We start from the raw sequence: 18,750 nt of genomic DNA on the forward strand, positions 1-18,750 counted from the left end.
CGATCCGACTTGGGCGACGGCGGCCGGGACACGCGGTCCGTCGACGGCGGGCGCGGGCCGGGCACCCGTCGCGCCGCCCGAAGCGGGCCGGCCTCCGGTGCTGGCCGGCGCGGACCGGGCACCGGTGGTCGTGGTCGTGGTGGCTCGTCGGTCGGCGCTCGTCGTGGGCCGGGACGGGGTGGCCTCCGGTTCCGCGGGCAGGTCGAGCAGCGCCTGCCCGCCCAGCCGCTTGCGCAGCGTGGCGAGGGCGCGGGAGGTCTGGCTCTTCACGGTGCCGGGCGAGATCTCCAGCAGCGCGGCGGTCTGCGCCTCCGACATGTCCTCGTAGAAGCGGAGCACCAGCACCGCCCGCTGCCGCGCCGGCAACGCCGTCAGGTGGCGCCAGAGCGCGTCCCGGTCGAGCTGCTGCTCGATCTCGTCGACCCCGGCCCGCTCGGGCAGCACCTCGGTCGGCCGTTCACCGTTCCAGCGCCGCCGCCACCAACTGGTCGACGTGTTGACCATGACCCGCCGGGCGTACGGCTCGATCGCCTCGATCCCGCCGAGCCGCTTCCACGCCAGGTACGTCTTGGTCAGCGCGGTCTGGAGCAGGTCCTCCGCGGTGGCCCAGTCCCCGGCGAGCAGGTACGCGGTGCGCAGCAGCGCAGCGGAACGCGCCGCGACGAACTCGCGGAACTCCTCCTCCAGCGGATCCCGATCGGCCACCGCTCACCTCCACCCCGTCCTCGCAGGGTGCCACGGCAAATGGTGCGCTGTTCATCCGATGAACGGACGAAAACCTTCACGCCCCGTCGTCGGCCTTGGCCTCGTCGGCTTCCTTGCCCAGCCGCGCCTCGACCGCCTGCGGCTCGTACATCTCCTCGACGACGCGCAGGTAGAGCTCGTTCGGGTTGGGCAGATTCTTGATCTCGCGCAGCGCCTGCTCCTGACCGGCGGACTCCAGCACGAAGGTGCCGTAGTTGAGCGCGCGGCCGGTCGGGGACTGCTCGTACTTCATGTCGGTGACCCGGACCAGCGGCATCATGGCCACCCGCCGGGTGATGATGCCGTTGACCACCATGACCCGTTTGTTGGTCAGGATGAAGCGGTCGTACCACCAGTCGGCGACCCGCCAGGCGACCCAGCCCATGATCGCGAACCAGAGCAGCACCGCGATCGTGGTGAGCGCGCCGACGTCCTGCCCGGCGAGGAAGCCGGAGAGGTAGCCGAGCACGAAGGTCGCCCCGATGCCGATCAGGATCGGGGTGGTCAGGTGGATCCAGTGCCGCTTCCACTCGCCCCGGTAGCGCTCGGTGGGGAAGAGGTAGCGGGCGACGAGCGAGCTGGGTTCGTCCTCCAGCGGCAGCACCCGTCGCGGCGCCATGCCCTGGGCGTCGGCCCGCAGCCCGGCCAACTCGTCCTCGGAGATGACCGGCTGCTGGTAGCCCGCCTCGGGGTCACGCACCCAGGCCCGACCGGAACGGCCCTCACCGGCGTAGCCCGGCCCGTCACCGTAGCCGGCACCGTCCGACAGGGACGGCCCGTCGGAGAGGCCCGCGCCGGAGCCGAAGCCCGGCCCTTCGTCCCGGTATCTCGGGATGGGCTCGGTGTCGCGCTCCCGGCGCTCCCGGTCGGGATCGTCGGGGTCGAAGGGGGGACCGGAGGGGCTGCCCATGGGCGGCTAGGCGACGAGGCTGGTGAAGAAGTCGCCGAAGCCCTGGGCGATGTCCATGATGCCGCCACCGAGCGACTTGAAGACGTCCGCAGCGGAGTTTGGCCGGTACGCGACGAAGAAGATCAAGAACGCGATGCCGGCCCAGGTGAGGACCTTCTTAGCCATGGCGGGCCATCCTCTCGCGCGGCGCCGGGTCCGAATACCGCAGCGGCACCCAGAGTATCAGTATGGTGTCGTACAGTGAATATCTGCATTTGCGCCCGTTCCCCGACAAGCCCGGGAGGGTTTCTCACGCCCTTCCGTGCAGGTACGGGGACGGTGCGCCGTACACGAGCTCGGGCGGAGTCCACTCGGTGAGGTCGTGCAGGACGACATCTTCCGCGAGGAGGTGACCCGCGCTCGCCGGCCAGGCTATCGCATGGAGCCACATTCCCCGAGCCTCGCCGGCGTACGCGCTTCGATCCGTCGCGGAATTCACCAACCACAGTGGAGTCGGATGCCCGCCCACCCGGATTCGCGCCGGCTCCACGTGCTCCGGCTGCCCGGCCGCGGGCGCGGTCAACGCCTCTGCCAACTCGGGCCCCGGGTCCGGCCCGGACACCCCGGCGAAGCGGGCGCCCAGCCCCACCCCCGGCTCCTCGGCGATCAGGATCAGGTCGGCCGGGCCACCCCCGAGCGGCGCCGGCCCGGCGCAGGCCACCGCGGTGGCCCGTACCCCGGCGGCCTCGTCACCGGCCCAGGCGACCCCGGTGACCGTCCACCCCGGAGGCAGCGGCCAGGGGCACCACACCGGCAGGGGCGGCCGCTCCGTCGGCGCGGCGGCGGTGACCCGCTCGACCACGCTCGCCACGATGTCGGCGTCGACGTGCTCGGGCACGTGCAGGGGCGCGACCGGGCCGCACCGCACGCATCGCGACTCGGCGTGCATCAGGTCCGGCAGCCGAACGGGACCGGCACACCTCGGACAACTCACCACGACACTCACATCCCCACCGTGGACCCGTGCCGACCACCCGTCAAGCGGAGCGGCCGTTTCCCCCGCGCACGATGGGTACCGGCTCAGCCCGGCGGCGGCCCGGCGTACGCCCTGATCCAGGCGTGCATGGCGATCCCGCTGGCCACCCCGGCGTTGATCGACCGGGTCGAGCCGTACTGGGCGATCGAGAAGAGCTGGTCGCAGGCCGCCCGGGCCGGGTCGGAGAGGCCCGGCCCCTCCTGGCCGAAGAGCAGCACGCACCGCCGGGGCAGGGTGCTGGTCTCCAGCGGCCGGGAGCCGGGCAGGTTGTCGATGCCGACCACCGGCAGCTCCCGCTCCGCCGCCCAGCCGACGAACTCCTCGATCGTCGGGTGGTGCCGGACGTGCTGGTACCGGTCGGTGACCATGGCGCCCCGGCGGTTCCACCGGCGTTGGCCGACGATGTGCACCTCGGCGGCGAGAAAGGCGTTCGCGTTGCGGACGACCGTGCCGATGTTGAAGTCGTGCTGCCAGTTCTCGATCGCCACGTGGAAGTCGTGCCGGCGGGTGTCCAGGTCGGCGACGACGGCCTCCCGTCGCCAGTACCGGTAGCGGTCGACCACGTTGCGCCGGTCGCCGGCGGCGAGCAGCTCGGGGTCGTATCGCGGGTCGTCCGGCGGGTCGCTGGGCCATGGGCCGACACCCACGTGGAGCTGGTCCTCGGTCACGGTCACAAGAGGGTACGGCCCGAGCGGCCCCACGCCGCCCCGGCCCCCGGCCACGGCCCGCTCACCGCAGCTCCAGCGCTCCGCCCAGCCGATCCAGGAACCGCTGGTCGGCGGGGGCGGGCGACAGGCTCACCGACACCGATCCGACGCTCGGGCCGGCCCGGCAGACCCGGGCCGCCACCGACTGCACCCACTGCCGGTACGCGGCGGAGTCCGCCGGGTCGGCGCGGCGGCGCAGCACCCGGGTCGCGGCCCGGCAGGCGGCCAGCAGGTCGACCAGGTCGGCCAGCTGCTCGACCGACGGTGAGGTCCCGTCGTGCCGGGCGTAGATCGCGGCCACCACGGCCCGGACCAGATCACTGTCGAAGGCCCGGCCGGCGGCCACCGCGTCGAGGCCGGCAAGGCCGGCACCGACGTCCCGGGATGGTCGGCCCGGCGCCGGGGAGACGGCAGCCACCAGCACCCGGCCGGGCAGGGTGGTGAGCAGGTCCCACTCGGCGGCGGAGTAGACGGCGGTGGTCAGCGGTGCGGCACGACGTCCGGCAGAGGGCGGCTCTCCGGCGAGGGAGTGGCTCATGGGAACCTCCGGCGTCAGCATATGACGCGGAACGCGGAAAGGGCCCCGTCCCACCGATACCCGGCGGGGCGGGGCCCTACGTCGTACGCGTGCTCCCGGTCAGCGGGGCTCGGGGAAGCTCGGCCGCTCCGGGTCGACGCCGTCGGGCACGGCCGCGGCGGCGTACTCCCGCTTGGGGACCATGACCTTGCGGCGGAAGACGCAGACCAGCGTGCCGTCCTGGTTGTAGCCGCGGGTCTCCACCGCGACGACGCCCCGGTCGGGCTTGGAGCCGGACTCGCGCTTGTCCAGCACCGTGGTCTCGCCGTAGATGGTGTCGCCGTGGAACGTCGGGGCGACGTGCCGCAGCGACTCGATCTCCAGGTTGGCGATCGCCTTGCCGCTGACGTCCGGCACCGACATGCCGAGGAGCAGCGAGTAGATGTAGTTGCCGACCACCACGTTGCGCTTGAACTGGCTCGACGTCTCGGCGTAGTGCGCGTCCATGTGCAGCGGGTGGTGGTTCATGGTGAGCAGGCAGAAGAGGTGGTCGTCGTACTCGGTGACCGTTTTGCCGGGCCAGTGCCGGTAGACGGCGCCGACCTCGAACTCCTCGTAGTAGCGGCCGAACTGCATCCTTGGTCCCCTTCGACGGGCGGCGATGGAGTTCGGCACAGCATGCCTTACCGCTTGTTAAGTCGACGGCCGGGGCGCGGGTGGTGAGGAAATGTCACACCGGGCGCAACCGGGGGGAGACGCAATGAGCGGCGGGGCCCTCCCCGGCACCCGCCGCCCACGCTCTGATGGGGAAGATTCTGCCGCAGGGAACTTCGGACGAACAGAGATGGACGTCACATTTACCTTTTTGTGACATCACCCTGCGTGACAGACGTCCGGGTGATCGGCGATCTCCGCAGGTGGGATAGGCCCTTGTCAGTGCGGAAATTACCGTGGCGTAACACTCGCCCCCCGCGATCTCCTTGGGAACGCTCCCATCACCGCTCGTCACGCAAATGCGTTACGCACTTGCGTGCCGCAGGATGGGACCGACCGATGTCACTCGATGGGCGTGATCGCGGGCGGGCGGTCCAGGGCCGGTTTCGGCCCGGCAGGCCCGGGAATTTGAAGGGGCCGACCCTGGTTCTATGGGACGAAACGCAATCCGCGCTGATCGGAGAGAGTAATGGCAACGGTTGAGCTGACCACGGCCAACTTCGAAGAGGTGACCGCCAGCGACGGCATCGTGCTCGTCGACTTCTGGGCCGAGTGGTGTGGTCCGTGCAAGCGGTTCGCCCCGGTCTACGAGCGCTCCTCGGAGAAGCACCCCGAGATCACCTTCGGCAAGGTCGACACCGAGGCCCAGCAGGAGCTGGGCGCCAAGTTCGACATCCGGTCCATCCCGACGATCATGGCGATCCGGGACGGCGTGATCGTCTTCGCCCAGCCGGGCGCGCTGCCCGAGTCGGCCCTGGAGAACCTGATCGAGCAGGTCCAGGCGCTCGACATGGACGACGTCCGCAAGCAGTTGGCCGACCACAAGCACTGATCTTCATCGACGACGGCCGGGCCCCGATCGGGGCCCGGCCGTCGTCGTGTCCGCTTGCACTCTCTTCGTACACGTGTTCGAATAGGCCCATGCGCTGGGAGAACCTCTCCGCTCCCCCGGACGAGGGGCATCCCGACGGGTCAGCGCCAGCGACGCCACCCCTGCCGCTGGCGCTGCCCGGCGCGATCGCCCGCACCTTCGACACTCCCAGCTTCGCCGGCATGACCTTCTACGAGGTCCGCGCCAAGTCGATCATCAACCGGGTGCCCGGCGAGTCCCGCGTCCCGTTCGAGTGGACGATCAACCCGTACCGTGGCTGCACCCATGCGTGCGTCTACTGCCTGGCCGGGGAGACCCCGATCCTGATGGCCGACGGGCGAACCAGGCCGATCAGCGAACTGGAGCCCGGCGACCGCATCTACGGGACCGAACGGCAGGGGGCGTACCGCCGCTACGTGGTCACCACAGTGCTGGACAAGTGGTCGACGGTGAAGCCGGCCTACCGGGTGACCTTGGCGGACGGCACGACGCTGGTCGCCAGCGGCGACCACCGCTTCCTTTCGGAGCGGGGCTGGAAGTACGTCACCGGCACGATGCAGGGCGTCGATCAACGTCCCTACCTGACCACCAACAACCGCCTGATCGGGACCGGTCAGTTCGCCGCCGGCCCAAAGGACTCGACCGACTACCGGCGGGGCTACCTCTGCGGGATGGTCCGCGGCGACGCCCATCTCGGGAGCTACCGCTACCCCGGCGGGGTCGTGCACCGATTCCGTCTCGCGCTCGCCGACGCCGAGGCACTGCGCCGCACGGAAGTCTTCCTCCACGGCTTCGGGGTGCCGACGAGTCGCTTCCTCTTCGCGCCCGCGACCGCTGCCCGACGGGCGATGCACGCGATCCGCACCTCGCGGCAGCGAGACATCGACGCCGTCACCGAGTTGGTCCGTTGGCCCGAGAGACCGAGCGACGACTGGCGGCTGGGCTTCCTCGCCGGGATCTTCGATGCCGAGGGGAGCTGCAGTAGGGGCGTCTTTCGGATCAGCAACGGCGACGACGAGATCCTCGACCACAGCTCCGAGGCGCTCCACCGCTTTGGCTTCCACACTGTGCTGGAGGATCCCGGACGGCCGAACCGGGTCCGTCAGATCCGGCTGACCGGTGGGCTTCCCGAGCGACTGCGGTTCTTCCACCTCACCGACCCGGCCATCACCCGCAAGCGGGACATCGAAGGCGCGGCCCTGAAGTGCCAGGCGGAACTCCGGGTCACCGCCATCGAACCACTCGGGCTGGAGCTGCCGCTGTGGGACATCACCACCGGCACTGGCGACTTCATCGCGAACGGCGTGGTGAGTCACAACTGCTTCGCTCGTAACACCCACACCTACCTCGACCTCGACGCGGGGGCGGACTTCGACCGCAAGGTGATCGTCAAGGTCAACGCTGGCGAGCTGGTCCGACGGGATCTGGCCGCCCCGCGCTGGCGGGGCGCGCACGTCGCGATGGGCACCAACGTGGACTGCTACCAGCGGGCCGAGGGGCGTTACCGGCTCATGCCGCCGATCATCGAGGCGCTGCGCGACTTCGCCAACCCGTTCTCGATCCTGACCAAGGGCACCCTGATCCTGCGGGACCTGCCGCTGCTGCGGCAGGCCGCCGAGGTGACCCGGGTCGGCGTGTCGTACTCGGTGGGCTTCGTCGACGAGGCGCTGTGGCGGGCGGTCGAGCCGGGCACGCCGAGCCCACGCCGCCGGCTCGACGCGGTACGCCAGCTCACCGACGCCGGCTTCCCTGTGGGCGTGCTGATGGCGCCGATCCTGCCCGGGCTCAGCGACAGCGACGAGTCGATCGAGGCCACCGTGGCGGCCATCGCCGCCGCCGGGGCGGTCAGTGTGACCCCGATGGCGCTGCACCTGCGCCCCGGCGCCCGCGAGTGGTACGCGCACTGGCTGGGCCGCGAGTTCCCGCACCTGGTCCCCCGCTACCGCGAGCTCTACCGCTCCGGCGCGTACGCGCCGCAGGCGTACCAGCGGGAGTTGACCGCGCGGGTGCGGATCGCGGCCCGCCGGCACGGCCTGCACCGGGGCGAGCACGGCGACAACCGGCGACAACCGGAGCCACCCCCACCACCGGCGGCCGAGCAGCTCTCGCTGCTGTAGCGGGCGGGCTCTACCGTGCCGGGGATGCGCGGCCGAGCACCGCCGAGCTGCGGGTCGATGAGGGCGCGCGGGCGTTCTTCGCGCCGCCCCGCGCCCAGGTCGACTTCGCCCCCGCGGTGGTCGGGTTCTTCGCCTACCAGGCCGCCGACTCCCTGCTTCGACCGTCGGACGATCGCTGGCCGTTCTCCGTACCCACCCCGAGGCGCGCGCCGCCATCGGGACCGCCGAGAAGTACGCCCGGTTCCGGGCGACACTCGGCGGTGGCGGCTGACCGGCGGGGTTAGAGTCGGCCGGTGCGTACCGCTCAGCAGCTCCTCGCCGACTCGGCCGTGATCGCCGTTGTGGGCGCGTCCCGCGACCCGCGCAAGGCCGCCCACAGCGTGCCGTTCCAGATGCAGCGGTACGGCTGGCGGATCATCCCGGTCAACCCGACGGTGGACGAACTCTTCGGCGAGAAGGCGTACCCGTCGCTGGCCGACATCCCGCACCCGGTCGACCTGGTGGACGTCTTCCGGCCCGCCCGGGACGCCGTGCAGGTGGTACGGGAGGCGGCGGCCATCGGCGCACCTGCGGTCTGGTTGCAGCTCGGCATCGTCTCCGCCGAGGCGCGGCGGATCGCCGAGGAGGCCGGCATGGACTACGTCGAGGACCGCTGCCTGATCATCGAACGCGCCGCGGGCAACCTCACCCGCCTGCCCTGACCGGCGAGACCGGTTCGGGCGACGACCGGCCTCGCGGCGGGGCTGGCCCGGTGGTCGTACCCTGCGCGCATGCCTTTCCCACCGACGGTCCGGATCCCCCCGCTCGGTGACGGGCTCTGGGGTCGGCGGCTGCTGGCCCGCGCGGCGGCCGCGGCGGCGGCCGGGGTGGTCGCGACGCCGCTGCTGCGCACCGACCGGTTCGACTTCGACGGAGTCGAGGGGGTGGTCTGGCTGCTGATCGGCGCACGCGCGCTGGAGCGGCGCTGGTGGCCTCGGCGGGATCGCCGGCTGGTCTGGAGCGCACGGGTGGCCGGCCGGGACGCGGTCGAGCCGGGACTGGTGGCCCGTCGTTCGCTGGCAGGGTGGGTCGACCTCGCCGCCGATCTGGTCTGGATGGGTGCGGCCGCGCTGATGGTGATCTCGCTGGTGCCGACGGACCAGGAGTGGGGGCGGATCGCGCGGACGGTGCTCGTCCTGGGCCTGGCGGCGGGACTCGGCCGGGCCACCTACGAGGAGGCGCGGTTCACCGGGCGGGTGGCGCTGACCGCCGGTGGGATCCGCCACGGTCGCCGGGCGTACGACTGGGCGAACATCGACCGGGTGATCCCGCACCGCAGGGACGGCCGGATCAACGGGGTGCGGCTCCGCCCGGTGCGGTGGGATTCGCTGGAGCCGGCGCCGGTGGTCGGGGGCCGGGACACGGCGGTGCCGGAGGAGCGGCTGGTGGCCGCGATCGAGGAGTACCGGCTCCGCCCGCACGTGCTGGCGGGCGGGCCGGTCACCGCGCCGGAGCCGGCTGTCGAGCCGGCCGGCGGGTGACCGGCGTACGCCGGATCAGAGCTTGTACTCCTTGAGCAGGCCGCGGGAGATGATGGTCTTCTGGATCTCCGAGGTGCCCTCGCCGATGAGCAGGAACGGGGCCTCCCGCATCAGCCGCTCGATCTCGTACTCCTTGGAGTAGCCGTAGCCGCCGTGGATGCGGAACGCCTCCTGGACGACCTCGGCGCAGTACTCCGAGGCGAGCAGCTTGGCCATGCCGGCCTCGACGTCGTTGCGCTGGCCGGCGTCCTTGAGCCGGGCGGCGTTGACCATGAGCGCGTGCGCGGCTTCGATCTTGGTGCCCATCTCGGCGAGCTTGAAGGCGATCGCCTGGTGCTTCGCGAGCGGCTGACCGAAGGTCTTGCGCTGCTGGGCGTACGCGACGCCCAGCTCGAAGGCGCGGATGGAGATGCCGCAGGCGCGGGCGGCGACGTTGACCCGGCCGACCTCGATGCCGTCCATCATCTGGTAGAAGCCGCGGCCGACCTTGTCGGCGCCGCCGAGGATGGCCGAGTCGGGGACGGTGACCCCGTCGAGCACCATCTCGGTGGTCTCGACGCCCTTGTAGCCCATCTTGTCGATCTTGCCGGGGATGGTCAGGCCGGGGGCGGTCTCGCCGAAGCCCGGCTCCTTCTCCAGCAGGAAGGTGCTCATGTTGCCGTAGACCGACTCGGCGCCGGTGTCGGTCTTCACCAGGGTCGCCACCACCGAGGAGTACGCCCCGTTGGTCAGCCACATCTTCTGGCCGTTGAGCACGTAGTTGTCGCCGTCGCGGACCGCCCTCGACTTGATCGCCGAGACGTCCGAACCCGTCTCCGGCTCGGACATCGAGAAGGCGCCGCGCACCTCGCCTGTGGCCATCTTCGGCAGCAGCCGGGACTTCTGCTCGGCCGAGCCGTGCTGGGAGATCAGGTACGCCACGATGAAGTGGGTGTTGACGATGCCGGAGATCGACATCCAGCCCCGGGACAGCTCCTCGACCACCAGGGCGTACGTCAGCAAGCTCTCGCCGAGGCCGCCGTACTCCTCGTCGATGGTGAGGCCGAAGAGTCCCATCTCGCGCATCCCGTCCAGGATGTCGGTGGGGTACTCGTCGGCGTGCTCCAGCCGCTGGGCGTGCGGAATGATCTCCTTGTCCGCGAACTCCCGGACTGTTTCCAGGATCGACCGCTGCACATCGGTCAGGCCGGGCGTCTGGGCGAGTCGGGCCATCTCAGCCTCCGGGGAATCGGCGCATTACTCGTGGGTAACTGAACGCTCGGTCAGTATCGGCCCCCCGGCCTGCCGCGCCAAGGTGACCAGTCCACACAACCGCTGTGAAAAGGTTCACCGCTACGGGTAGCGTCCGCAAGAGAGAGCGGCGTTGACCTGCGGCGGAGGGGGCGAGCGGACGTGAGTCATCCACCACCGGGCGAGCCTGAGCAGCCGCCGTCGCCCTACGAACGGCCGTCCGGCCAGTCGGAGCAGCCGCAGTGGGACCAGCCCGAGCAGCCCCGCTGGGGTCAGCCCGAGCACCCGCAGTGGGGACAGCAGCCGCCGTACCCGCCCCAGGGCCCGTACGGCCAGTACGGCCCCCCGCCCGGCGGCGGGGGCACCAACGTCATGGCGATCCTCTCGCTGGTCTTCGCGTTCGTCTTCGCCCCCGCCGGCATCGTGCTGGGCCACCTGGCGAAGCGCCAGATCCGGCGGACCGGCGAGGAGGGCGACCAGCTCGCCACCTGGGGCCTGATCCTCAGCTACGTCTTCACGGTGCTCGGCCTGCTGGCCTGCTGCGGCTGGATCGGCTTCGCGATCTGGGCCGGCTCCGACAACGGCGACACCTACAACTGATCGTCAGCGGAACTGCGCCTCGCGGACGCTGTTGCCGCCGTCCACCACCAGCATCTGACCGGTGATGTACGAGGCGGCCGGCGAGCAGAGGAAGGCGATCGCCGCCGCCACCTCGTCCGGGGTGCCGGGGCGGCCGACCGGCGTACCCAGGCCCTGCTTGATCTCGGCCATCGTGGAGGCCGCCGTGTAGATGGTGCCGGGCGCGACCGCGTTGACGGTCACCCCGTCGGCGATCATCTCCATCGCCAACGCGCGGGTCAGCCCGACCACCCCGGCCTTCGCCGCCGCGTACGCCGCCTCGGTGGGCAGCGCGTTGACCGGCCCGGCGGTCGCCGCCAGGTTGACGATCCGCCCCCAGCCCCGCTCGGACATGCAGCTGCTGAAGGCGCGGCTGCACAGGAAGGCGGTGGTCAGGTTCCGGTCGATCTCCCCGCGCCACTCGTCGTAGCTGAGCTGAGCCACCGGGCGCAGCACCTCCGGGCTGGCCCGGCTGGCCAGGCCCGCGTTGTTCACCAGCACCTCGACGTCGCCGAGCTGCTCGGTGACCGCGTCGGCGAGCGCGCCCACCTCCGACTCGTCGGTCAGGTCGGCGACGAAGCCGGTCACCCCCAGCTCGCCGGCGCGCTCGTGGATGCGGCGGGTGGTGGAGACGATGGCGACCCGGGCGCCCAGGTCGGCCAGCCGGCGGGCCGTCGCGTACCCGATGCCGTCCGGACTGCCCGCGCCGGTGACCAGAGCGACCTTGCCGTCCAGCCGCATGGTCACCGGATCGGAGACCGGCGCCGGCTCGTCCTGGCCGTTGCGGCCGGCGGTGGGGATGCGCCGGCCCGACCCGACCCGCCTCGGTCCGCCGTCGGAGAGGTCCGCGCCACGCGCGTCGATAGCCATGCCGCGATCCTGCCCCCTGGGGGCGGCGCGGGCAACGCGGCACCACGGGGGACATCCGTTCTGGTTCGTCCTGGCTACCCTGACGGCGCACCCACATGCGACGGAGAAGATCTCATGACCTATCCCCCGCCCTCCGGCGGCTGGCACGATCCCGCGGCCGACCCGACCCTGCAGGTCAGCGGCCAGCCCGTTCCGGCCCAGCCGACCGGCAAGGACCCCTACGCCCCGGCCACGCCGTACTCCGGGCCGCCGGCCGCCCCCACCGACCCGTACGCCGCCGCGGCGGCCTACCCGACGCAGGGCTACCCGACGCCGGGCTACCCGACGCCCGGCTACCCCTCGTACGGCTACGCGGCCCAGCCGAAGACGAACAGCATGGCGATCGCCGCGCTGGTGCTGTCGCTGGTCGGCATCGCGTCCTGCATCACCGCGCCGGTCGGCGCGATTCTCGGCCACGTGGCCCGCAAGCAGATCCGGGAGACCGGCGAGGGCGGCGAGGGGATGGCGAAGGCGGCCATCATCGTCGGCTGGATCCTCACCGGCCTGTTGCTGCTGCTCATCGCGTTCTACGTGGTCGTCATCGTGCTCGCCATCGCCAACGGCGACTCGAGCAGCAGTAGCAGCTTCTGACGTACGAAAGGGCCGTCCCGGCGCACCGGGACGGCCCTTTCCGCGGCCGCCCCGGCGAGGGGCGGCGCGCCGGTCACTCCGCGGGCGGGGTGAAGGTCGAGGTGCGGGTCATCCCGGCCGCACGCCCCTTGGCGGAGATCACCAGGGCCATCTTCCGGGACGCCTCGTCGATCATCTCGTCGCCGAGCATCACCGCGCCGAGCTTGCCGCCCGCCTCCGAGGTGTAGTGCTCGTACGCGTCGAGGATCAGCTCGGCGTGGTCGTAGTCGGCCTGGGCCGGCTGGTAGACCTCGTTCGCGGCGTCGATCTGGCCCGGGTGCAGCACCCACTTGCCGTCGAAGCCGAGCGCCGCGGAGCGCTTCGCCACCTCGCGGAACGCGTCCACGTCGCGGATCTGCAGGAACGGGCCGTCGATGGCCTGCTTGTCGTGCATCCGGGCGGCCATCAGGATCCGCATCAGGATGTAGTGGTACGGGTCGCCCGGGTAGTCCGGGATCAGCGCGCCGACCACCAGCGACTTCATGTTGATCGAGGCCATGAAGTCGGCCGGGCCGAAGATGATGGTCTCGACCCGCGGCGAGGCGGCGGCGATCGCGTCGACGTTGACCAGGCCGGCGGCGTTCTCGATCTGCGCCTCGATGCCGATCCGGCCGACCTCCAGGCCGAGGGTCTTCTCGATCTGGGTGAGGGTCAGGTCCAGCCACTGCACCTGGGCGGCGTTCTGCACCTTCGGCAGCATGATGCAGTCCAGGTTCGCTCCGGCGCCCTCGACCACCTCGATGACGTCCCGGTAGGTCCACGGGGTGGTCAGGTCGTTGACCCGGACCACCCGGGTCTTGCCGGCCCAGTCGCCGTCGTTCAGCGCGGCCACGATGTTCTTGCGGGCGTCCGGCTTGGCCAGCGGGGCGACCGCGTCCTCCAGGTCGAGGAAGACCTGGTCCGCGGGAAGGCCCTGGGCCTTGCCGAGCATCTTGACGCTGGAACCCGGCACGGCGAGGCAGGACCGGCGGGGGCGACCGACAGCGGCCATGGATGCGCTCCTTCCAGCGTCCGGCGGGCAGGCCGACGCCACCTGAAATGAAAACCGAGAACTTAACGATCCCAAAGGGCGTTGTGACCACACGGTAACCTCGTGCCGTGACCGGGGTGAATGGACCTGTGGAAGATCTCACTGGGCGTCGGATCGTGGTGGTGACCGGCGCGAGCTCCGGCATCGGCCTCGCCGCCTCGGTCGAGCTGGCCCGTCGTGGCGACCAGGTGGTGCTGGTCGGCCGGGACCCGGCCCGCCTGCAGGCCGCCGGTGACCGGGTACGGGAGGCCTCCGGGGAGCGCCCCGAGCTGTTCCGCGCCGACTTCGCCGTGCTCGACGACGTCCGTGGGCTCGCCGAGCGGCTGCGCGCGGCGTACGACCGGATCGACGTGCTGGCCAACAACGCCGGGGCGATCGTGCTGCACCCGCTCACCACGGTCGACGGCTTCGAGCTCTCCATGCAGGCCAACCACCTGGCCCCGTTCCTCCTCAGCAACCTGCTGAAGGACCGGATCGGGCGGATGGTGGTGACCGCCTCCGGGGCGCACCGCAGCGGCGTGCTCGACCCGGAGGACCTGAACGTGACGCTGCGCCGGTACCGGTCGATCCAGGCGTACGGCACCAGCAAGCAGGCGAACATCCTGTTCACCGCCGAGGCGGCCCGACGCTGGCCGGGCGTGCCGGCGTACTCGTTCCACCCGGGCGTGGTGCGGACCCGGTTCGGCGCGGACAGCCGGTTCGTCGCCCTCGGCATGCGGCTCCTGCCGTTCCGCAGCCCGGAGAAGGGCGCCGAGACGCTGGTCTGGCTGGCCCGCCAGGACCCGGCGCGGCTGGTCAACGGCGCCTACTACGCCGACCGGCGGCTGCGCCGACCGCTGCGCAAGGCGGCCGACCCGCAGCTCGCCGCCCGGCTCTGGACGGCCAGCGCCAAGGCCGTCGGGATCGACGGGTGAACGGGCTGCGCCTGGTGGCGGTGGTCGAGTACGGCGCCGACCCGGAGGCCGGCCAGCGCTACGAGGACGCGGTGCTCACGCTGCTCGAACGGCACGGCGGCCAGCTCGAGCGGCGACTGCGGGCCGTCGACGGGCGCAGCGAGGTGCACCTGATCCGCTTCGACTCGCGGGACGGGGTGCAGTCGTACCTGGCCGATCCGGAGCGGCTGGCGCTGCGGGCGGCGGTCGGCGACGCGGCACCCGAGACCCGGGTGATCGAGGTGCACGAGGTTCCGACCGTCACTCGGTGAGGTGCACCGGGATGCTCGTCACCACCACCCCCGGCAGCGCCCGCAGCGCCTGCCGCAGCCGGTGCTCGGTGCGGCTGTGCAGCGGCCGGTGCCAGCGCCGGCGCAGCACCACCTCGGGCACGATCACGGTCAGCACCAGCTCGGGCGCGGAGTCGCGCAGCGCCTCCAGGTAGTGCGCCAGCGGCCCGATCACCGCCCGGTACGGCGACACGATCGTCTCCAGCCGGACGTGGTCCCCCCAGGCCTCCCACTGCGCCCGGAAGCGGTCCGCCTCCGCCTCCTCCGGCGCGATGTGCAGCGCCAGGGTCGGCCGGCCCAGCGACACCGCGTACGCCAGGGCCCGCAACGACGCCCGGTTGAGCCGGGCCACCGGCACCACCACCAGGTGGCGTACCTGCTGGGGCAGCTCCTCCCCCTCGGCGGGCCCGGCGGGCGGTCCGCCGGCGGGCGGCAACGGGTGCAGGGCCAGCGCCGCGTGCAACGTTCGGTAGTGCCGGTGCACCCGGTGGAAGAGCAGCACCAGCAGGGGTACGGCGACCACCACCACCCAGGCGCCCTCGGTGAACTTGGCGACCGCCGCGGTGAGCAGCACCAGCCCGGACAGGGCCGCGCCGACCGCGTTGAGCGCCAGCCGGTGCCGCCAGCCCGGCCCGCGCCGGCGCCGCCAGTGCACCACCATGCCGGCCTGCGAGAGGGTGAAGGCGAGGAAGACACCCACCGCGTAGAGCGGGATCAGCGACTCGGTGTGGCCACGGAACGCCACCAGGACGAGCGCGGCCGTCACGGCCAGCGCCACCAGGCCGTTGCTGAACGCCAGCCGGTCCCCCATGTGCAGGAACCGGCGGGGCGCGTGCCCCGCCCGGGCCATGAAGAAGAGCAGGCGGGGGAAGTCGTTGAAGGCGGTGTTCGCCGCCAGCAGCAGGATCAGCGCGGTGGTGGCCTGGACGACGCCGTACCAGGGGCCGGTCGGGAAGGTGAGCCGGGCCAGCTGGGACAGCAGGGTCTGCTCCGGGGTGGGGACCAGGCCGTCGAGGTGGATCAGGAGGGTGAGCCCGGCGAAGAGCAGCACCAGCATGCCCACCATCCAGCCCAGGGTGGTGCGGGCGTTGCGCCACTCCGGCGGGTGGAACGCGGGCACCGCGTTGGAGACCGCCTCGATGCCGGTCATCGACACCGCGCCCGACGCGAAGGCGCGCAGCACCAGCAGCAGGCCGAGCCCCTCGGCGGCCGGCACCGCGGGCGGCGGCACGGGCGCGAACCCCCGGCCCGCGAACCGGAAGTAGCCGACCGCGAGCAGGGCGAGCAGCGCGGCCACGAAGGCGTACGTGGGGAGCACGAAGAGGTTGCCGGCGGTCCGGACGCCGCGCAGGTTGCCGGCGAGCAGCACGCCGATCACCAGCACCCCGAGCGGCACGGCGTACGGTGCCAGCCCGGGCAGCGCGGAGGTGATCGCGTGCACCCCGGCGGCCACCGACACCGACACGGTCAGCACGTAGTCGAGCATCAGCCCGGCCGCAGCGGCCAGCCCCGCCCCGGCACCCAGGTTGTCCCCCGCCACGATGTACGACCCGGCGCCGTGCGGGTAGGCGGGGATGGTCTGCCGGTAGGAGACGCCCACCGCGACCATCAGCAGCACCAGCCCGGCGGCGAGCGGCAGGGAGAGCCCCAGCGCGCCGCTGCCGGCCAGCACCAGCACGGTCAGCAGCGCCTCCGGGCCGTACGCCACGGAGCTGAGCAGGTCGGAGGAGAGCACCGGCAGGGCGACCAGCTTGCGCATCCGCTCGTAGAGCACCGCGGCGCTGGTCAACGGCGGGCCGAGGACCGCCCGGCGCAGCCGGGTCAGCGTCCGGCCGAACCGGGTGCCGGGCAGGTTCGCCGGCTCGGTGGCGACCAGCTCGTCCGGCTCCTCCGGGCGGAACAGCTCGATCGGCGCCAGCCGCCCGAACCGGGTCGGGACGGGGTGGGCGCGGTGCCGACGCAGGGTCGGGTCGACCGGCAGCTCCGCGCCCCCGCTCACCCGCCAGCGTTCGCCGATCCGGCGCAGGGTGCCCAGCTCGGCGGGGTCGAGCGGTGGGAACTCGGCCGACGGGGTGACGACCGTGCCGCCGTCCGGCTCGTGCTCGTCCCGCCCCGCCATCGGTCACCCCTCCCTCCCCGCTATCTCACGTGACGGGGGCGGCCGGGGCGGCGGTTTGGGCGTACTCGCGCCGAAGGAGCCGGGGCGGTGCGGCGCGCCGGGGCGCGGGTCAGCCTGCGGGTGGGGCGGCGTCGGCCGGGACCGGGGCGGGCGTGGCGCGGCGGCCGGCGCGGGCCCCGCCGAGCACCACCACCGCCACCCCGACCAGCAGCAGCGCCAACCCGGGCAGGGCGAGCGGCCGGGGCAGCTGGCCCAGCCAGACCCCGGCGATCAGCGCCGCGCCGGGCGCCTCCAGCAGGATCAGCACGCTCACCGTGGTCGCCGAGACCCGACGCAGGGCGTAGTTGAACATCGAGTGCCCCAGCAGCTGCGCGCCGGCCACCAGGGCGAGGATGGCCAGCCAGGTCGACGAGTCGTACCCGTGCAGCGGCACCCCGCCGACCAAACAGACCACCAGCAGGACCAGCGCGCAGACGCCGTAGCAGATGGTGGTGTAGGTGGTGGTGCTGATGGTGGCGCGGGCCCGCTCACCGAAGGCCGTGTAGACGGCGGCGAACATGCCGCCGGTGACCGCCAGCAGGTCACCGGCGAAGGCCCGGCCGGAGACGGCGAAGTCCGCGCCGGTGGCGAGGGCCGCGCCGGTCACCGCCACCCCGATGCCGAGCCAGACCTGGTACGGCAGGCGACGGCCCTGCCACCGGGCGATCAGCCCCTGCCAGACCGGTTGGGTGGCGCCCAGTGCGGTGGCCGCGGCGACCGAGGTGAGCTGCGCGCTCGGCATCCAGGTGGCGAAGTGCGCGGCGAGCGCCACCCCGGACAGCACGCAGTAGAAGCCCTCCCGGCGGCCCGCGCCGACGGTCAGCGACCGGAACTCGGCCCGGCGGCGGGCCAGCGAGAACGGGCCCAGCACGGCGGTGGAGAGCAGGTTCCGCCAGAACGCGATGGCCAGCGCCGGGGCGGCCGCGAACGCGACCAGCGGGGCGGACGACGAGACGGCGGCGACGGCCAGCACCAGGACGCCGGCGGTCAGCGGGTCCACCGGATGGCGGGAGGGGGTCGGAGACACGGAGAGCAATACTCACACAGGAGAGGACAGCACGGACCGTCAGCACTCCGTTACGATCACGCAGGTCCGCGCCGGCGACCCCTCGACGCCCGGAGGCGCTCCCCATGCCCAGGTACTCCGCGGTGCTGTTCGACTTCTTCGGCACGCTGACCCGCTGCGTCCAGCGCGGCGCGGCCCACCAGGCCACGGCCGAGCTGCTCGGCTGCCCGGTCGACACCCTCTCCGCCGTGCTCGACCGGACCTTCTACCAGCGGGCCGCCGGCCGGTACGGCGACGCGGAGGCGACCCTGCGCTGGGTGTGCGCGCAGGCCGGCGTGCACCCCTCCGACGCGGCGGTCCGCTCCGCGGTCGCCTCCCGGCACCGCGCCGTACGCGCCGACACCCGGCTGCGCGCGGACGCCGTGCCCGCCCTCGCCGCGCTGCGCCAGCGGGGGATCCGGACCGCCCTGGTCAGCGACTGCACCCACGAACTGCCGGCGTTCCTGCCGCAACTGGCGGTCGCCCCGCTGCTCGACGTGCGGGTCTTCTCCGTCCAGGTCGGCCGGTGCAAGCCCGACCCGGCGCTCTACCAGGCGGCGTGCCGGCGGCTAGACGTCGCGCCGGAGGCTTGCCTCTACGTCGGCGACGGCGGCAGCCGGGAACTGACCGGTGCCCGCCGGGCCGGGATGACCGCGGCCCGCCTGGTGACCCCGGACCTGGCCGGGCACCTGGTCTTCGACGCGGAACGAAACTGGGACGGCCGGGTGGTCGGATCACTACGCGAGGTGGTCGAGCTGGTCGACGCGGTGCCAGCGGCCCGCTGAGCGGTCCG

21 protein-coding genes are annotated in these 18,750 nt (G+C 72.5%); 9 read left to right on the forward strand and 12 right to left on the reverse strand.

The genetic code is table 11. The annotated features are described in order from the left end of the window. The 7 genes from V6U81_RS12810 to V6U81_RS12840 form a co-directional block, all read right to left on the reverse strand. The coding region (locus V6U81_RS12810; protein WP_334488464.1) for a SigE family RNA polymerase sigma factor at nt 1–705 on the reverse strand (705 nt) is incomplete at its 3' end. A gap of 76 nt (nt 706–781) precedes the next feature. Continuing rightward, the gene (locus tag V6U81_RS12815) at nt 782–1,654 is read right to left on the reverse strand and encodes a PH domain-containing protein (RefSeq protein WP_334488467.1); all 873 of its coding nucleotides are present in this window, start codon (nt 1,652–1,654) and stop codon (nt 782–784) included. A 6-nt stretch (nt 1,655–1,660) separates the two neighbouring features. After that, nucleotides 1,661–1,819 (reverse strand): hypothetical protein, encoded by a 159-nt coding sequence (locus V6U81_RS12820; protein WP_334488470.1) that lies wholly within the window; start codon nt 1,817–1,819, stop codon nt 1,661–1,663. A 124-nt stretch (nt 1,820–1,943) separates the two neighbouring features. Next, the gene (locus tag V6U81_RS12825) at nt 1,944–2,639 is read right to left on the reverse strand and encodes a DUF6758 family protein (RefSeq protein WP_334488473.1); all 696 of its coding nucleotides are present in this window, start codon (nt 2,637–2,639) and stop codon (nt 1,944–1,946) included. A 74-nt stretch (nt 2,640–2,713) separates the two neighbouring features. Then, a complete protein-coding gene (locus V6U81_RS12830) occupies nt 2,714–3,337 on the reverse strand; it encodes a TrmH family RNA methyltransferase (protein WP_334488475.1) in 624 nt (207 codons plus the stop codon). Nucleotides 3,338–3,398: 61 nt separating this feature from the next. Further along, nucleotides 3,399–3,914, reverse strand: a complete 516-nt coding sequence (locus V6U81_RS12835; protein WP_334488477.1) for a hypothetical protein — start codon at nt 3,912–3,914, stop codon at nt 3,399–3,401. A 99-nt stretch (nt 3,915–4,013) separates the two neighbouring features. Then, a complete protein-coding gene (locus V6U81_RS12840; protein ID WP_334488479.1) occupies nt 4,014–4,529 on the reverse strand; it encodes a MaoC family dehydratase in 516 nt (171 codons plus the stop codon). 547 nt (nt 4,530–5,076) lie between these two features. On the opposite strand from V6U81_RS12840, the gene trxA reads away from it, so the two are divergent. The 4 genes from trxA (at nt 5,077) to V6U81_RS12860 (ending at nt 9,115) form a co-directional block, all read left to right on the forward strand. Continuing rightward, nucleotides 5,077–5,439, forward strand: a complete 363-nt coding sequence (trxA, locus tag V6U81_RS12845; RefSeq protein ID WP_334488482.1) for a thioredoxin — start codon at nt 5,077–5,079, stop codon at nt 5,437–5,439. A gap of 89 nt (nt 5,440–5,528) precedes the next feature. Beyond that, nucleotides 5,529–7,595, forward strand: coding sequence for an intein-containing Rv2578c family radical SAM protein (locus V6U81_RS12850; RefSeq protein ID WP_334488485.1), 2,067 nt, complete (start codon nt 5,529–5,531; stop codon nt 7,593–7,595). Between the two features lie 293 nt (nt 7,596–7,888). Beyond that, nucleotides 7,889–8,296, forward strand: a complete 408-nt coding sequence (locus tag V6U81_RS12855) for a CoA-binding protein (protein WP_334488488.1) — start codon at nt 7,889–7,891, stop codon at nt 8,294–8,296. Between the two features lie 69 nt (nt 8,297–8,365). Beyond that, nucleotides 8,366–9,115 (forward strand): hypothetical protein, encoded by a 750-nt coding sequence (locus V6U81_RS12860; protein ID WP_334488490.1) that lies wholly within the window; start codon nt 8,366–8,368, stop codon nt 9,113–9,115. A 15-nt stretch (nt 9,116–9,130) separates the two neighbouring features. On the opposite strand, the gene V6U81_RS12865 is transcribed toward V6U81_RS12860, so the two are convergent. Further along, nucleotides 9,131–10,327: an acyl-CoA dehydrogenase family protein gene (locus tag V6U81_RS12865; protein WP_334488493.1), complete on the reverse strand. Its 1,197-nt coding sequence runs from the start codon at nt 10,325–10,327 to the stop codon at nt 9,131–9,133. Between the two features lie 180 nt (nt 10,328–10,507). Here V6U81_RS12865 and V6U81_RS12870 point away from each other — a divergent pair, with 180 nt between their 5' ends. Next, the gene (locus tag V6U81_RS12870; protein ID WP_334488495.1) at nt 10,508–10,945 is read left to right on the forward strand and encodes a DUF4190 domain-containing protein; all 438 of its coding nucleotides are present in this window, start codon (nt 10,508–10,510) and stop codon (nt 10,943–10,945) included. A gap of 3 nt (nt 10,946–10,948) precedes the next feature. Here V6U81_RS12870 and V6U81_RS12875 read toward each other — a convergent pair whose 3' ends face one another. Next, on the reverse strand, nt 10,949–11,833 hold the full coding sequence (locus V6U81_RS12875; RefSeq protein WP_334488498.1) for an SDR family NAD(P)-dependent oxidoreductase: 885 nt from the start codon (nt 11,831–11,833) through the stop codon (nt 10,949–10,951). Between the two features lie 114 nt (nt 11,834–11,947). Between V6U81_RS12875 and V6U81_RS12880 the strand changes: the two genes are divergently transcribed. After that, nucleotides 11,948–12,463, forward strand: a complete 516-nt coding sequence (locus tag V6U81_RS12880; protein WP_334488500.1) for a DUF4190 domain-containing protein — start codon at nt 11,948–11,950, stop codon at nt 12,461–12,463. A gap of 73 nt (nt 12,464–12,536) precedes the next feature. Here V6U81_RS12880 and V6U81_RS12885 read toward each other — a convergent pair whose 3' ends face one another. Then, on the reverse strand, nt 12,537–13,493 hold the full coding sequence (locus V6U81_RS12885) for an HpcH/HpaI aldolase/citrate lyase family protein (protein ID WP_334488502.1): 957 nt from the start codon (nt 13,491–13,493) through the stop codon (nt 12,537–12,539). A gap of 128 nt (nt 13,494–13,621) precedes the next feature. On the opposite strand from V6U81_RS12885, the gene V6U81_RS12890 reads away from it, so the two are divergent. Continuing rightward, on the forward strand, nt 13,622–14,446 hold the full coding sequence (locus tag V6U81_RS12890; protein ID WP_334488505.1) for an SDR family NAD(P)-dependent oxidoreductase: 825 nt from the start codon (nt 13,622–13,624) through the stop codon (nt 14,444–14,446). Next, entirely contained in the window at nt 14,443–14,736 is a 294-nt protein-coding gene (locus V6U81_RS12895; protein ID WP_334488507.1) for a DUF1330 domain-containing protein, read from the forward strand. Before V6U81_RS12890 ends, V6U81_RS12895 begins: the two co-directional genes overlap by 4 nt. Here V6U81_RS12895 and V6U81_RS12900 read toward each other — a convergent pair. Continuing rightward, nucleotides 14,726–16,873: an APC family permease gene (locus tag V6U81_RS12900; protein ID WP_334488509.1), complete on the reverse strand. Its 2,148-nt coding sequence runs from the start codon at nt 16,871–16,873 to the stop codon at nt 14,726–14,728. The two genes, V6U81_RS12895 and V6U81_RS12900, sit on opposite strands and share 11 nt — an antisense overlap. A 109-nt stretch (nt 16,874–16,982) precedes the next feature. Continuing rightward, nucleotides 16,983–17,948, reverse strand: coding sequence for a DMT family transporter (locus tag V6U81_RS12905; protein WP_334488512.1), 966 nt, complete (start codon nt 17,946–17,948; stop codon nt 16,983–16,985). A 95-nt stretch (nt 17,949–18,043) separates the two neighbouring features. Between V6U81_RS12905 and V6U81_RS12910 the strand changes: the two genes are divergently transcribed. After that, entirely contained in the window at nt 18,044–18,742 is a 699-nt protein-coding gene (locus V6U81_RS12910; RefSeq protein ID WP_334488515.1) for an HAD family hydrolase, read from the forward strand. The last annotated feature ends 8 nt before the right edge of the window (nt 18,743–18,750 follow it).

Origin of the sequence: Micromonospora lacuserhaii, from assembly GCF_036902735.1 — a bacterium.
GTDB lineage: Bacteria > Actinomycetota > Actinomycetes > Mycobacteriales > Micromonosporaceae > Micromonospora.